The sequence below is a fragment of the Bacteroides hominis genome (assembly GCF_033042785.2).
Lineage (GTDB): Bacteria > Bacteroidota > Bacteroidia > Bacteroidales > Bacteroidaceae > Bacteroides > Bacteroides hominis.
The window spans coordinates 1397460-1413312 of the sequence record NZ_CP178829.1 but is presented as its reverse complement, the minus strand read 5'-3'; the positions used below and the strand labels follow the sequence as shown (position 1 = coordinate 1413312).

At 44.7% G+C, this 15853-nt stretch carries 9 protein-coding genes; all 9 read right to left on the bottom strand.

All coding sequences use genetic code 11. From position 1 onward, the window contains the following. Nucleotides 1-11: 11 nt before the first annotated feature. The 9 genes from R3O62_RS06080 to R3O62_RS06040 all read right to left on the bottom strand — a co-directional run bounded on the left by R3O62_RS06080 (nt 12) and on the right by R3O62_RS06040 (nt 15778). On the bottom strand, nt 12-1058 hold the full coding sequence (locus tag R3O62_RS06080; protein WP_269110243.1) for a hypothetical protein: 1047 nt from the start codon (nt 1056-1058) through the stop codon (nt 12-14). Between the two features lie 738 nt (nt 1059-1796). Further along, the gene (locus R3O62_RS06075; protein ID WP_317472437.1) at nt 1797-2765 is read right to left on the bottom strand and encodes a glycoside hydrolase family 43 protein; all 969 of its coding nucleotides are present in this window, start codon (nt 2763-2765) and stop codon (nt 1797-1799) included. Between the two features lie 348 nt (nt 2766-3113). Beyond that, nucleotides 3114-4250: an aldose epimerase family protein gene (locus tag R3O62_RS06070; RefSeq protein WP_005779199.1), complete on the bottom strand. Its 1137-nt coding sequence runs from the start codon at nt 4248-4250 to the stop codon at nt 3114-3116. Nucleotides 4251-4392: 142 nt separating this feature from the next. After that, nucleotides 4393-5859, bottom strand: a complete 1467-nt coding sequence (locus tag R3O62_RS06065; RefSeq protein WP_317472438.1) for a glycoside hydrolase family 125 protein — start codon at nt 5857-5859, stop codon at nt 4393-4395. A gap of 39 nt (nt 5860-5898) precedes the next feature. Then, entirely contained in the window at nt 5899-8184 is a 2286-nt protein-coding gene (locus tag R3O62_RS06060; protein ID WP_005812075.1) for a GH92 family glycosyl hydrolase, read from the bottom strand. A 118-nt stretch (nt 8185-8302) separates the two neighbouring features. Continuing rightward, on the bottom strand, nt 8303-10783 hold the full coding sequence (locus R3O62_RS06055; protein WP_005822815.1) for a glutaminase domain-containing protein: 2481 nt from the start codon (nt 10781-10783) through the stop codon (nt 8303-8305). A 26-nt stretch (nt 10784-10809) separates the two neighbouring features. Continuing rightward, entirely contained in the window at nt 10810-12972 is a 2163-nt protein-coding gene (locus R3O62_RS06050; protein ID WP_317472439.1) for a hypothetical protein, read from the bottom strand. 28 nt (nt 12973-13000) lie between these two features. After that, nucleotides 13001-14119 (bottom strand): glycoside hydrolase family 76 protein, encoded by a 1119-nt coding sequence (locus tag R3O62_RS06045; protein ID WP_317472440.1) that lies wholly within the window; start codon nt 14117-14119, stop codon nt 13001-13003. A 681-nt stretch (nt 14120-14800) separates the two neighbouring features. After that, the gene (locus tag R3O62_RS06040) at nt 14801-15778 is read right to left on the bottom strand and encodes a family 43 glycosylhydrolase (RefSeq protein ID WP_188520621.1); all 978 of its coding nucleotides are present in this window, start codon (nt 15776-15778) and stop codon (nt 14801-14803) included. Between the last annotated feature and the right edge of the window lie 75 nt (nt 15779-15853).

Below are 15853 nucleotides of genomic sequence, written 5' to 3'. Positions count from 1 at the left end.
ACCTAACAGAGTTAAACTTCATTAAGAGGAAGGTCAAACTTCAACACATCACTCCCTCCCTCTTCCGTTATATTCAGTCCCAATACATATCTGCCGGATGGATCAACAGCAATTCTCTCCAATTTTACATCTGTGTGATAAATGGCAACCGGAACACCTTGCCAGGTAAAGACCATAATCTTTGATTTACCCGAAGTACCCGGGAAACCGTTATAAAGGGCATAAAGATAATTGGGGGTGCCACAAAGAGAAATGAAATATTTAGGTGCATTCGGAAAATCAAGAAACTCAGGATCATAGTCCGGGTATTTCAGCTCTTTCCCTATTACTATTTCTTTCATCAGATTTCCTTTTAAATCATAAAAACAGAGAGAGTTCAGGTTCAGCAATCCCGTACAAACTGCCTTTGCATCTTGATTTACCATTAAACAGCTCTCGTATAGATAAGATAAATGTCCTTCCGGATATCCGGACTTAATATCACGATGATAATCCACTGTCTTAACCCGGGCAGTATGCTTATCATAAATGAAAAACAAACCATGCTGCATATCTACATCAATGCCATATACACAAGAGTCTGTTTCATTATAATCCCTGACTACAGGCATCTCCGGCAATTGTTGTGCCTCAACAACAGAAACAGCGACAGGACCGGGAGATGCTGCCGAATGAATCGCAACAGTCTTTTTATTCCAACTATTCAATTCAATGAACGATAGTTTTCCCTTGCCTCCCCTGCCTATCGACTTCTCAAAAAAAGGAAAAAGAAAATCATCCGGCCCCTCTCCTTTCATCCCCAATCCGACAAAAGCAGGAGGAACTGTAACTGTGAAAATCTTTAATAATGTATCATTACGTGCGTCCAAAAAAGCACAAAAAGAATCAGTTACACACAAATCATAGAAAATATTCAGTCCTTCTTCTTCCGACAAGAAGATTTCGTGTTGAAGAGTATCCGTACACGTATCGGAAATATACACAGTTAATTTTTCCTGCTCCGATCCGCAAGAGATCATCACTATCGCTGCCAGACATATCAATAAGAGTTTAACCATAATCGCGTCTAAAATGAAGAATGTGTATTTTCTTAATACTGCCCTTTAAAGTTATCGCAACAAAGATAACAACCTCAAATCAGAATTACGAAAGAAACAAATGAAATCTGCTCCTTTATAAATTAGTTCGGCATCAAAAGAAACATGCCATATAGCTTTTTGACAGTTTGCTAAACAGCCCTTCTCAGGTTCGATTATTTCAGTACATTAGCCAGGTTCGTACTAAAAATCGTCTCCATTTCATTTTTCTGTTTATCATATTGCAGGAATCCGGACGTTTTCACAACACAATGAATGCCCAAAGGGGGAACCAAGAGCACTCATGTTTGTTTTTCGTAAAAAGAAAGTGCTTTTAGAAAGTCAGAGAGGGATCTCCTGTACTTGTCAACCAGAAAAGAAAGGAGGAAAATAATCTCTCTATTCCGGAACAATATATGTAATCGGGCAAAACATTAGGAGATTTTCAAAAAAGAAGTAAGCATTTTCGGAAATTGCTTACTTCTTTCAGAGTAAATACTTACTTCTTTTGTGCCGGATGCTTACTTCTTTTCCGGGAAATGCCGGCTTCAGTGTCCCAAAAGTCCGGCTTTTCATTGCATTTACCCCGGTTATCGCCCTCCTATCCTTCCGGTTGAACAGAAAGAAAGGAAGAGGCAGTTATCAGAAAAAGCATTTCAGTTACTTTTTGAAAGCTGATACAGGAAAACAGGATCATATTATCAAATCACTCTCTCTGCTTTACTTTACCAGCTCTGCAGTAATATAATCTTTGCTAATGCGCATACGGTCCACACCATTCACCTTTTGAAAGCTGACAGAACCAATATACATTCCACGCGGATGAATATGCTCTTTATCCTTATGTGCATGATAAACGATACGAAGTTTACCCTCTTTATCTTTGAACATAGCGCTATGCCCTACACCCTGCAAAGTACCGGGGTTCTGCAAAATAGGGTTTTCATCATATTTGGTCCATTCGCCCATTATATCGGTTGCCGTAGCACAGCCTACCCCATAGAACGGACTTTCAAAGCTATTACCGGAATAGGTCATATAATACAGCCCCTTGTGTTTAAGCACATAAGAACCCTCGTTGACCCGGGGCCAGACTTCTTCCCATGCTTGGGACACATGAATGCAAGGACGCATGGTTTCTGCTTTGATCGTCATATAATCATTTTCCAGTTCGGCTACCCACACGTTGTTGCCTTCGTTGAACCGGACAAAGAAAAGATACGGCTTCCCGTCATCATCAATAAACAACGAACTGTCGATCATTTTCTCGTCAGCTATCATTGGTTTCTTTTCCTTCTGCCTGAACGGTCCTACGGGTGAATCGGAAATCGCTACGCAGATGTGTTCGTCCGCCGTATAATACATATAAAACTTACCATGGATCTCATAAATCTCAGGTGCCCAGAAGCGGCTATCCGCCCACACATCTTCTTTATTCAGTGCCAGCCCATACAGTTTCCACCGCTTCAAGTCCTTTGAAGTATAGACTTCAATGCCATCTGCCGCATGCGTTCCATAGGCATAATAAACGCCGTCGTGCAACAGAATGAATGGATCACCCAATGGAACCGACTCTCCCATAGCTTTCACTCCGGGGATGTCCGGCTTTTCAGTAACTCCTGTATACGAACAAAACGTAATCAGTAATCCCAGCAACATTGTCTCGCCAATAATCATTTTCTTTTTCATAACTGTAAGGGTTTTGAGTTTAATTCACCACGGAGGACACAGAGAACACAGAGTTTTAATCTCTTGTTTATTAAGATGTCTAAGAGAAAGATATTCTCTGTGTCCTCTGTGTCCTCTGTGGTGAATCGTATTCGTTTCTGATCAGTATTAAGCCAACCGACTATTTTCTTCGGCGCTTATTAAACTGAAACCAGTCTAACTTCAACAGGTTATCGGTATCAATCTTACCTTTAGTTTGTGTATGTGTTGTGGTATGAACATAAGGAATTAAAAAAAGGCATAAGGATATAGAATCAGACCTGTCGGATCCTATGTTCCTTATGCCAATACAACTAAAAACGCTTGTGATTATTTGCCGTTGTCAACCGAGAACTTGAATATACAATGACTGTTATATTTCTCACCCGGGCGCAACACAGCCGAAGGCCATTCGGGCTTGTTCGGTGTATCGGGATATTTCTGAGTCTCCAGACAGACAGAAGCACGTTGATTGTAAGTAATGCCTTTCTTTCCGGTCAGCGAACCATCGAGGAAGTTGCCGGCATACACCTGAATACCCGGTTCGTTGGTATATACATCGAGTACGATACCTGTCTTGGGCGATTCGAGAGTAGCAGCTTTCCGGGTAATATCTCCCTTGGCATTCAGCACCCAGTTATGATCGTAGCCATTGCCATTCTTCAACTGAACAAAATCAAAATCGTTGATACGTGCACCAACCGGAGTCGGTGTGCGGAAGTCCATCGGAGTACCTTCCACTGTCACAATCTCACCTGTAGTCATAAAGGTGCTGTCCACCGGAGTATAAGAATCGGCGTCGATAGTCAGCAGATGATCTGCGTTGCTGCCGGCATCACCATCCAGATTGAAATAAGAGTGGTTGGTCATGTTGACGATAGTCGGTTTGTCAGTTTCGGCTTCATACTGAATATCGATCGCATTATCGTCTGTCAGTTTCATGATTACTTTGCAAGTAATGTTACCGGGGAAACCTTCCTCACCGTCTTTTGAGCGATAGGTCAGTTCAAGTTCCTGAGGACCGGTCTGAAGAGCATCATATACCTGATACTGGTATCCCTTCGGACCACCATGCAGGCAATGTCCGTAGTTATTGCGCGGCAACTGGTATTCAACACCATCCAGCGTAAACTTTCCCTGATTGATGCGATTGGCATAACGGCCTATGCTCGCACCAAAATCCGAAGGTTTGCTGATATAATCCTGAATGGAATCGAAGCCAAGTACCACATCACGCATCACCCCGTCTTTACCGGGAACCATCACCGAAACGATGCGTCCGCCAAAGTTAGTGACGCAAACCTCCATGTTGTTCTGATTCCGGAGTACGTATAAATCGGTTTTCTTTCCGTTCACTTCAGTCCGGAAGTTACTCTTCACCAAACCGGAATCCGTAGTAGTCTGTTCTGTCTTTGCACAACCGGCTACAAAGAGGGCACCAAGTGCCCATACAGCTAATTTCTTCATGATTAAACTGTTTTGAGTTCACCATAGATTACACAGATTTCCACAGATTAATAAATTGTCCTATTGAAACTTTATATCAAAAATTCTGTGGTAATCCGCGTAATCTGTGGTGAATCGTATTCTTTTCTGTTTCGTTATATTCTTATTGTATACTATTCAGCATATCCACTTTACCTTCGTTCACCAGTTTCAGGATCAATTCGCCGAACAAAGTGTTCTGCCACGCAAACCAGGCACGGGTAAATTTCTCCGGATTGTCTTTGTGGAACGATTCGTGCATAAAGCCTGTACCCGCATCCGTATTCATCAGCATTTTAATGCACGACTTGATTTCTGCATCGTCTTTGCTGGTGAAAGCCTTCATCATGATACTCATAGGCCATACCATATCGTAACCGATATGCGGTCCGCCAATGCCTTCGCCTGCCTTACCTTTAAAGAAGTAAGGATTGTCGAGGCTCCACACAAAGCGACGGGTATTCTGATAAATCGGATCGTCCACTGAAACATCGCCCAGATAAGGCATAGCCAGCAAACTCGGAACGTTTGCATCGTCCATCAGCATATGGTTGCCAAAACCGTCTACCTCGAAAGCATAGATCTTTCCGTATTTGGGATGATTGTAAACAGCATATTTTTTCAAGGCTGTCTCCACTTCATCTGCCAAAGCCTTACATTCGTTGGCCAAAGCGGTCCTTTTATTTACCGTTGTCAGAATCTCGGCTGCCTTACGAAGCGAAGACACGGCAAAGAAATTCGAAGGAACCAGATATTGCAGTGTGGTAGCATCATCCGAAGGACGGAAAGTAGAAACAATCAGTCCGACAGGTTTCACCGGGTTACCCAGTCCGTCGTTAGTCACCGTGTCGAGTGCACGCTCTGTCTTACGCTGGAACTTATACGGGCCTACACCGTCTTTACGCTGTTGTTCTTTAAAAGTACGCAATACATTGGTAATCGCCTGTATCCATTCTTCATCGAAGATACTGGCATCACCTGTTGTCTTCCAGTACTGATAAGCCAGACGCAAGGGATAGCAGAGTGAGTCGATTTCCCATTTACGTTCATGCAGTTCAGGCTTCATGTCCGTCAGGTCACTCATCCATTCGCCGCCTTTAGGACCGTCATTGAACGCATTGGCATACGGATCGATATTGATACACTTGAATTGGCGGTTGATCACTCCGGCAAGCATTTTTTTCAACTCCGGATCGGAGTTGGCGAGCTGTACATAAGGCCATACCTGGGCGCCCGAGTCGCGAAGCCACATGGCATGAATATCTCCGGTATAAACAAAAGTATCGGGTTTGCCGTCCTTGCCCATACGAAAGTGTACGGTGGTATCCAGCGTATTCGGAAAACAGTTGGTAAACATCCAGGCCAACTTCGAATTACGCAACAGTTTCTGTACGCGGATAATTTCATTTTCTACTGCCTGTGAACGGAACAGACGTTTAGCCGGTTCCGGACGGTTGTCTTTCTGAATAGCATCTGCCACACAAGTATAATGTGACAACATACCTTCTGCCTTCAGAACCGAAGGTACACAGAGCAATGCCGCAGTTACGACACATGCCCCGATCATTTTCTTTGAGTTTTTTTCTGGCATAATCTTGATTGGTTTATATAAGTTATCTTTTTTGCAGCCTCAACGAACTTCTTTAGAAAACGAATATGGAAAATCCGATTCACGCACTCCGCGCTGTTTGTTGGGAGTAGACGACATTTTCATCGTGATCTTCGCACCGTTCATCAGTTCTTTATGTGTCAGGTAATTGCGGGTTAACGACTTACCATTTACAGTCATCGACGCGATGTAACGGTTTTCATCACTATTACCCGGTGCACTGATTACCACCGTCTTGCCATTTTCGAGATGCAGTTTCATCTGCTTGAAGTACGGTGTACCCATCACGTACTGATCCGTTCCCGGACATACGGGATAGAATCCCATTGCAGAGAACACATACCAGGCCGATGTCTGCCCGTTGTCTTCGTCGCCGCAATAACCGTCAGGATTGGGTGTATAGAGTTTATCCATCACCTCACGAATCCAATGCTGCGCTTTCCACGGTTGTCCCGAGTAATTGTACAGATAAAGCATATGCTGGATAGGCTGGTTACCGTGGGCATACTGTCCCATATTCATGATCTGCATTTCACGGATCTCATGAATCACACCACCGTAATAGCTGTCATCAAATACAGGAGGCAGGATAAACACCGAGTCCATCATTTGGTTGAATCCTTGCTGTCCGCCCATCAGATCGATCAGTCCCTGAGGATCATGGAATACGGACCAGGTATAATGCCAGCTGTTTCCTTCGGTGAAAGCGTCACCCCACTTCAGCGGATTGAATGGTGACTGGAATTGTCCGTCCTTATTCTTGCCACGCATCAGCTTATGTTCTTTATCGTACAGGTTCTTATAGTTCATGGCACGCTGTGCATAGACAGCTATCTCTTCTTCGGGCTTATTCAGCGCCCGGCCCAGTTGATAGATACACCAGTCATCATAAGCATATTCCAGCGTACGGGCGGCATTCTCGTTAATACCTACATTGTAGGGTACGTAGCCCAGTTTATTGTAATACTCGTAACCGAGACGTCCGGTAGAGGAAACCTGCGGATGAACTGCATTCGCACCATGCTTCACTGCCTCCCAGAGGGTTTCTATCTCGTATCCTTTCAGACCTTTCAGATAGGCATCGGCCACTACCGAAGCGGAATTGTTTCCTACCATACAGCCTCTGTGACCCGGGCTTGCCCATTCGGGAAGAAATCCACTCTCTTTATAAGTATTCACCAATCCTTCTTGCATCTTTTCGTTCATCGAAGGATACATCAGGTTGAGGAACGGGAACAGGCAACGGAAAGTATCCCAGAAACCGGTATCGGTAAACATATAACCCGGCAAGACTTTCCCATTGTAGGGGCTGTAATGTACCGGGCTTCCTTTGGCATCCAGTTCATAAAAACTTCTCGGGAAGAGTACCGAACGATACAGACAAGAATAGAACGTGCGGAGATGATCCATATTATCGTCTTCCACCTCAATGCGTCCCAGCACCTTGTTCCACTCCTGGCGTCCTTTGGCAGCAACAGCTTCCAGATTGTCTTTGCCCAGTTCTTTCAGGTTCTGTTCAGCCTGTTCGGGACTGATGAAGGAGGAAGCGACACGCACGTTTACCGTTTCTCCACGACGGGTGGAGAAACCGATAATACCACCGGCATGTTTATCTTTCGATTCCAATTCACCCGGACAGATATTACCGTTGGTTACTGCCGCAGTGAAAGTGAACGGTTTATCGAAAACCAGTACAAAGTAATTTTTAAAGTTCTCGGGTACACCTCCACTGTTCTTGGTCGTGTATCCGATGATTTTATTCTCTTCCGGAATCACCTTCACATACGAACCGTTGTCGAAAGCATCTACCACCACATAAGAGTCATTGCTTTCAGGAAAAGTGAAACGGAACATAGCCGCACGGCTGGTCGGAGCAATCTCGGTAGTTACATCATGATCGGCCAGATATACTTTATAATAATACGGTTTGGCAACCTCAGCTTTATGTGAGAACCAGCTTGCGCGCTGATCCTGATCGAATACCACCTTTCCCGTAACAGGCATAATGGCAAACTGCCCGTAGTCATTAATCCACGGGCTGGGCTGGTGAGTCTGTTTAAACCCTCTGATTTTATCAGCATCATACGTATAAGCCCATCCGTCACCCATTTTTCCGGTTTGTGCCACCCAGAAGTTCATCCCCCAAGGCATGGCAATAGCCGGATATGTATTTCCGGTAGACAAAGCATGTTTTGACTGGGTACCAACCAACGGACTCACATAGTCCACCGGCTCTGTTGTATTCTTTGCAAAAGTACAAAGAGCAGTACCCAGTACGCCAACAAGTAATAGCGCTAATTTCTTCATGATAATAATGGTTTTAAATTCACCACAGATTACGCGGATTAACACAGATTCTTTAATCTTCAATATCAATGGGAAAAATGATTAACCTGTGAAAATCCGTGTCACCTGTGACAGAATCTTATTTTTTCAACTTCTTCTCGAGCATCTTGATATAGTATCCGCCTACTACCGAACGAGCCTGGAAACCTCTCTGGTTGGGACGATCGGTAAATACCCAGTCAGACATCGGTACACGGTCGGTAGTCTCGTTCATGAACAGGTAAACCGGGTCGATAAACTTCTCGAATGTGGCTTTATCCGGTGCCAGTGTAGCAGTCCACATAATCCAGTCGGTCTTGGTATAAGTTTCACGGTTATCCAGCGGCAATCCATATCTGTTCTGCTTGCCAAGATAGTAAGCTATCTCTTTCTGTGCAACTGTTTCAGGGAATATCTGCAGATTCATCAGTTTATCCCATACCAGATTGTACTTCTGGCTCCAAGTTCCGGGCTTGTCAAAGGTCAGGCGGTAGTGATCACCGTCATCTGCCATCTTCACCCATTCGGCAGCCATTTCTTTGGCTTTCTGTGTATATTTCTCAGCCACTTCTTTCTTGCCTAACTTATCAGCCAGGTAGCCATAAGACGCTACACCCAGAATGGCTTTGATAGACAGGTTGGCGTTGTGTGCAAAGTGTCCGGCAAAGTCGTCTGTACACAACTGGGTATCCGGATCCAGACCGTATTCTGCCAGATAATCCGTCCAGGTGGTCAGTACATCCCAATGTTTCTGAGCATAGTCGGCATTCCCCTCAACAGCAGCGACAGCAGCAGTCAGTACCAATATATTTCCCGATTCTTCTACCGGCATATCGCCGCCGTATGTCTGACCGTTAGCCAACGGATAAGTACCTACATCATGTGCTGCAAACGGCTTGTTCCATTTTCCACTTTCGCTATAATAAAAGATGTGGTTCATCAAACCTTTTGCCAATTCCGGATTGTACATAAGGAACAAAGGAGAAGAAGGATAAGTGATGTCTACCGTACCGATTGAACCATTGCTGAAGTTTTCTTTTGAAAGGAACAACAGGTCCTTGTTCGGAGCTTCCACCAACTTATGGGCAGCGATAGCCTGGCGATAAGCCAGCGCACAGAGCTCGGCATATTTACGCCCACCGGCCTCGGTGGCTTCTTTCATCAGATTGGCATCGAATGCGGCACATTTATCCATCAATGCATCGTACTCTTTATCGGCTTTTGCAAACTGTGACAGAATGGTTTCGGTTCCGGTACGATTCCAGTACGGACGGAGGTTCTCACCAAAATACTGAACAGAATATAAATCATCGTATCCCAGGAGCAGATGTCCTTCTGCTTTCTTCGTTTCACCCAGTGAGCGAACCAATGCCAACTTATCACTTCCATCGGTTTTCGATGAAGTCAGTTGTCCGTCGATGAAGCTCTTTCTCAGTGTTTTTCCATCTCCGGTTGCACAAGTGCTGTTTTCCTTGTCAGCAGCCAGATAGAAATATCCCCAGTCAATGCGGACATCATCGCCTTTTTTACCCAATATTTCCTGATTGCGGCTTCCTGTCTTGAGGTATACCAAATCACCTTCGGTAAAGCTTTCGGCTACGGCTTCTTGATGAGGTTGGTCGAGTGCCCACTGCGGACCGGCTTCAAAATAAAGTTCTACGTTATGTGTTTTTCCATCATTCGAAGCTACTTCATATGTAAGGTAGTTCACCGGACGAGCCATCAAATCGAGATTGTCCATAAAGAGAGGTGAAGTGAAGATAAGTTTCAGATCCACCGGTCCACAAGTAAATTCGTAATTGGTCTGCATTGCCTGCACATCTGCTGATTTCTGCACGGCTGTCTGAGTAAAGTTCTGTGTATTGTCCTTCTCTACCAACAGACCGCAATCGATCAGACCGTTGGCAACACGGTTGTTACAGTAAATTGCAATCAGGTTCTCTCCCTGTTTCAGTGCGGCCACAGCCTCTTCCGGCAATTTGGCAAGCATGTGTTTTTTAGCCGAGTTACCGGTATCCACCACCTTCACGCCATTCACATAGATGATGGCGTCATCGTCGTGAGAATATTCCAGATATACATTTTTACCTTGCAGGTTGTCTTTAATATCCGCTTTACGGCGTATCCAGATATACTCTTCTCCCCATTGGGTTTTGGCTGTACTTTCATTTTCCATAGTACCGAAAGCACCCTCGCCTTCTTTCCATGCAGCATCATTAAAATCGGCATTTTGCCAGCCGTCAGCCGGTTTCGTTGTTGTATACTTAGCTGTCCACTTGCCCTGTTCCGAGGTCTTTACCAGCGGAAGCAGCTCCAGTTCTTCCGTTCCCATGAAACGGTAAATCTGTCCGTCTACCTTGGCAACACCCAGGAACGGGAAATCCTTACCCGTCCAGTGTTTCACCGGTCCGTCATACAGATTATCCGTAAACGACCAGGCACTGGTATAAGGGTCAATTGTCACCAACGGATAAGCCGGCGCACGCAACTCATTTTTGTCACTCTTGATGTCCTGCGGTGCACCACAACTGCTCAGCATGGCGGCTGCACCTAAGAACAGAGTCGATAGTTTAAGTTTCATAACTTCAGATTCTTTTTTTATAGTTTTTACCATTCAATATCTACTTGCACGCCGGCGGGATCATTCTCAAACCTCAACAGCAAGGTACCCGAACGCTCTTCCCACAATTTTCCCGGTTCAAGTTCTTCTTTCCCGTTCACACAAACCCGTCGCGGTTGTTTCGGAAGAAGCACTCTCGAAACATTGGTTGTATGCAACGGGCTTTTCGCAACAAATGAATAACTGCGTTTTCCTATCTTTTCATCATATATCCGGGAAGCACCGCAAAGGACTTTTGCCTTTGTCCCGCCCGGAACCCGATTGACATTATATAAATAACCCTGTTCACCGGGACGAATTGCTTTACGAGTCAGCACCGGAAGATCTTTATCAAACAGATCGATATATAATCCCGAAAGTTCCATCGGAGCATCAGAGACGCTTTCGTTCAATACGGCAGCAATGGTATAGGGTCCCCGTTCAAGCAGGAAACTATTTTTCAGTTCTATTTCTTTCTTGGCAGTCTTTCTGTAAGCAGCCGAAACCGTGTCAAAATATCGTTGGTCATTCCCACTTTTCAGCACAAAATGTTTCGGATCCTCACGCAGGACGGTCACTGTTCCTTTCCCACAAGAATAAGTCCCGTTGACAGGCGACTTATCCAGTCCCAGCTTTTCGAACAAATGTTCCGAAGGGACTTTATACCGGTTACCATTGGAGTTCCACCATTCCAGTACTGACTGATAGGGGTCAATATCTTCACCACAATAAATCAAGGCTCCCCCTTTTTTCACCCAGGTTGCCAGGAAATCATGGTAACGGGGTTCCATCGGCTTCATATTCGAATAAGACATGACCAACACTTTCAACCCTTCAAACGTCTCCTCAAACGGAGTATTCTCCATATGTACCAATTCTACCGGTATTCCCCTTTTAAGTAATGGCAAGGTCTGCCCATAAAAACTGCTGAATTGCGGATCGTCATAGCCATCGTGGTCGGGAAAGCGCTGGAACATCAGTGAATTTGCCATCAGCACTCCGATGCCGTGCGTACCGCTTACCCGGGTTTCCGAAGTCCGTATATCGTTCAGCGTATTTACCATAATCTGCATTTGTGTAGAGTAGTCACGCGGAATACGTTCTTTCCGGTCTGTCCCCGCCACACGATACAATCCCTGATAAATACGATCCGGCCAAGGCATCACCTCGTACGTGTCTACTGTCGGATACATCAGTTGGGCAGCAAAAGTAGCCTGATAGTTTATCTTATAGTCAAGCCAGTCCTTCGCCCGATCTTCAATAGGGTCCGTCAGAAAATACATCTTACGGTTCAACGGAGCCGTCATCGATTTCATACATCCATATTCGAGAAAAGCATTCTCAAATACCCGCTCCTTCTTCACTCCGTTATAATAGTTCGGTTCGCGGGCAGTTCCTGTCCAGACTTGTGCTATATATCCATCTACACAATCCAGCGAAGCCAGACTCGCTTCGGGGCTTACAATCTGCCACGACGTATAATTGACCAGTGAATGTGTAGGCACAAAGCACTTCACATCCAGCCCCTTCGATTTTCCATATGCTTTGGCATACGTAAATATCTCGTTAAGAGCGTTATAATAAAGATAATATTTCAGTTTATTCGATAAGTACGTATTCTCAGGAGATTCCTGTTGATCTCTCCAGGGAAATCCGTAAAATTTCTGCCATTCGGATTTGAAAGCTTCACTATATCCGCCCCGCATCCAAAATTCCGGTTCTTCCAGATAAATAGAAGTAATGCCCGCATCGATCACCCGTTTGATCTGCTTTTCCTGCATGTAACGGATAAAGCTCTCGGTAGGTACGATATAAGGAATCAGGTGCCCGTGTGCAATTTCCCGTCCTTCGCGGTCACGCTGCCCCTCTTTGAGGTGATCTTTCACCCCATCCCATTTTCCAAGAAAATAATCCTGATAATCTCCCCAGGCCACCCCTGTCATAAACTCGGCCCGGTATCCTTTGTCTCTCCACGATTGTACGCGTTGCTCAAAAGTAACGCCTTTCTTATCCAGCGTTCCGTATACCATCACGGCATCGGCACACACATCTGTTTCCGGTTTCCACGGCTCTGCTGTCTGGAAATTCGTTTTTGTGCCTGTGGCGGTTTGAGAATAGACGCCGCCACAGGCCAAAAACAAACCAATCAAAACTAATACCCTCTTACTCATGTGTTTGTGTTGTCACGTGTTTGTGTTGTTATTTGAATGGAGAAATCACTTGCATCAAAGCGGGACATCCGCTGGCATCATAGCTTTCCATCACACCTGTCGGACAGGGTTTGGCTGCATCTTTGAATGTCACGTTGCGTTTCACATCCCGGTTGTTCCACGCCACGTCTATGTTGTGGCGTAACCAATCCATATACTGAGGCTGATTGCCATCTTCTATCAGGCGAATGATATACTGTGCAAAGATGGCGGCATAAATGCCTTGTTCCACTCCGTTCTTGAACGGCAGCAGTCCGTCAGAATCACACATCTCGTTGCGAACATAGTCCGCAGCCAGAATGGCATCGTCCAAGTAAGACTTTTCGCCGGTTGCTTTGTAAAGCATCACTGCCGATCCGATGAATGTAGCCTGATTATAAAGTTGGGTTGTCCAGTCAATATCCATACCATTCTGTCTCTGGAAATGATAGTGCATATTGTCTGCTATACGACCTTTCTCTTTATCGAAGAAAACATCCCTCGACCATGCATATACGTTTTTAGCCTTTCCCAGATAGTCGGGATCTTTGGTTACATTATAAAGAGTCATGGCACCTACTGTAGTCGGATAGTTGATGCAAGCCATCTTGCCATCGTGCTTGAAATTCCACCACAAGCCACCCCGCTCTTTATCGTACGACTCTTTCCAGACATGGTAGAATCCCGAAGAGGCATGTGCCAGATATTTCGGATCATCGGTGATTTCGTAAGCACGCGCCAACGAAATAATCCACCACATCATATCGTCATAAATAAACCATTCTATTTTATTGTCCCAATTGTATTTATCGTATTGTTCGTATCCGCCTTGATACACCTCTTCTATCAACTGGCGATATTCAGGAGCCTTCGTACGTTTATACGCATTCATAATCATATCCCAATAGATAGCCTGTACCCAGATGGCAGCTCTTCCTTTCATATCCGAAGAAATGGCATACAGTTTCATCTCCGGATTATAAAAAGTAGAATGAAAAGCATCGATTGCCGTCGTTGCGTCTTTCTTCGTAAAGTGCTTCAGTTTTCCATCCCCGGGCTGAGCAGCCCATGCGAGTGTACAGGGAAGAATTAATAAAATAGTTACCAGGGTCAGTACTTTGTTTTTCATGTCTTTGCCTCAGATTTTAAATTTTGATGTTACAAAGATTGGGGAAATATTGGAGAAAGGAGGATAATTATTATTCAATAAATAGCAAAAACTGACCAAAAACAAGGGATAGAACACTTAATATCAATATTGGAACATTTGTAGCAGGCTTTTGACCTGAATTTATTCATTCCATATTCTGCGTGACCAAGAAACACATTCAGCAATATGAAAAGAATTCATTTGTAGTTCTCGCTATGCCGTCTCTCATACAAAAAATGCATTCCAATCTTCCATCTTCCACCTTTCAACGATTATCATTCTAATAATCAGCAGGATGACTTGGTGGAAGATCGCGTTTTCAGCCCGTTTATCTTCCACCTGTATCTTCCATCTTCCACCCACTGTTTTAGGAGAATAATTCAGAATAAAGAACTGATTCACAAAGAATAAAGTCGAGTTTTCTAAGCAAATATGCCGTATAAAGCATTTTGTTTTTCCCTATTACTTAGCTGAAAATGGTGCGATGTTTACCCCGTCCCGTATACCCGGGCCCATGAGCCCGCGTGCCTGTGCCCATGAGCCCGCATACCCGGGCCCGTCAGCCCGGGTATGCGGGACGAGATAGAGATAACGGAATAAGACGTAGCATATCGGTATACAGACCATTAGAAGTATAGCGGAATACTGATGTTTACCCCCTTATTTGTGCCGGATAACAGGGGCTTTTGCTTGCAACGACGGTGTATCCCCCTCTACAACAGGCCACCCTTTTTTCCAGTTTACACGGTCGAGCATCAACACTCTTCCTTCAGGATTGGCTACACTGACAGCGTGATAAAACATCCAATCCGCTCCTTTATCATCTGTTACGATTTCAGAGTTATGCCCGGGGCCCACGAATGCTGCATTTTTATCAATCAGCACTTCGTGATGATTCTCCAGCATCGATACCCCTTTTTTATCTACGTAAGGGCCGAATAAGTGTTTCGACCGCCCCACCACTGTGGTATAGGTGCTCTTTAACCCTTCACAACAGCGACCAATGGAAGCAAACAAATAGTAGTAACCTCCCCGCTTGTGAATATAAGTTCCTTCATAGGCTGTGCCTGCCACCTGCTGTGGTTTCATTCCTCCTTTCAGTGAAAGTCCGTCATCACTCAACTCGGCTCCATAAATGCCATGAAAACTCCCCCAAAAAAGATATTTCTTGCCGCCATCTTCTATATAGAAAGGATCGATACAGTTCTGAATTTCGATTTCGTTACTGCGGAACAGTTTCCCATGATCGGTAAAAGGTCCCTCAGGTTTATCTGCCGTAGCCACACCAATCCCACAGGTCCACTCTCCACCCCAAACAGACATGGAGTAATACATCACATACCGATCACCGATTTTATTTATATCCGGCGCCCAAAGATTTCCTTTCGGCTCGAATGTAGGGCGGGTTTCATTGGTAAAAGCCGTACCCACAAAGCTCCAGTTTACCATATCTTTCGATCGGTGAATAGGGAGATTCCGGATATTTTCCGTTGCATACAGGTAATAATAACCATCATCTGCCTTGATAACCGTAGGGTCGGGAAGGCTGTAATTAATAACGGGGTTGGAATACTGCTGTGCAATGGAAGGAACACAGAAAGAAAAAACAGTAAAAAGGGAAAATAAAAGTTTCTTCATGCTGAATATATAAATTAAGAAAAGTCCCCTTATTCAGTTTATCAGAAATAAACCCAAACATAGGAGACTTTAATT

What these genes read in the sequence shown, in the direction of transcription:
- R3O62_RS06080 (WP_269110243.1), bottom strand. Translation starts at nt 1,058, where the DNA reads ATGGTTAAACTCTTATTGATATGTCTGGCAGCGATAGTGATGATCTCT.
- R3O62_RS06075 (WP_317472437.1), bottom strand. Translation starts at nt 2,765, where the DNA reads ATGAAAAAGAAAATGATTATTGGCGAGACAATGTTGCTGGGATTACTG.
- R3O62_RS06070 (WP_005779199.1), bottom strand. Translation starts at nt 4,250, where the DNA reads ATGAAGAAATTAGCTGTATGGGCACTTGGTGCCCTCTTTGTAGCCGGT.
- R3O62_RS06065 (WP_317472438.1), bottom strand. Translation starts at nt 5,859, where the DNA reads ATGCCAGAAAAAAACTCAAAGAAAATGATCGGGGCATGTGTCGTAACT.
- R3O62_RS06060 (WP_005812075.1), bottom strand. Translation starts at nt 8,184, where the DNA reads ATGAAGAAATTAGCGCTATTACTTGTTGGCGTACTGGGTACTGCTCTT.
- R3O62_RS06055 (WP_005822815.1), bottom strand. Translation starts at nt 10,783, where the DNA reads ATGAAACTTAAACTATCGACTCTGTTCTTAGGTGCAGCCGCCATGCTG.
- R3O62_RS06050 (WP_317472439.1), bottom strand. Translation starts at nt 12,972, where the DNA reads ATGAGTAAGAGGGTATTAGTTTTGATTGGTTTGTTTTTGGCCTGTGGC.
- R3O62_RS06045 (WP_317472440.1), bottom strand. Translation starts at nt 14,119, where the DNA reads ATGAAAAACAAAGTACTGACCCTGGTAACTATTTTATTAATTCTTCCC.
- R3O62_RS06040 (WP_188520621.1), bottom strand. Translation starts at nt 15,778, where the DNA reads ATGAAGAAACTTTTATTTTCCCTTTTTACTGTTTTTTCTTTCTGTGTT.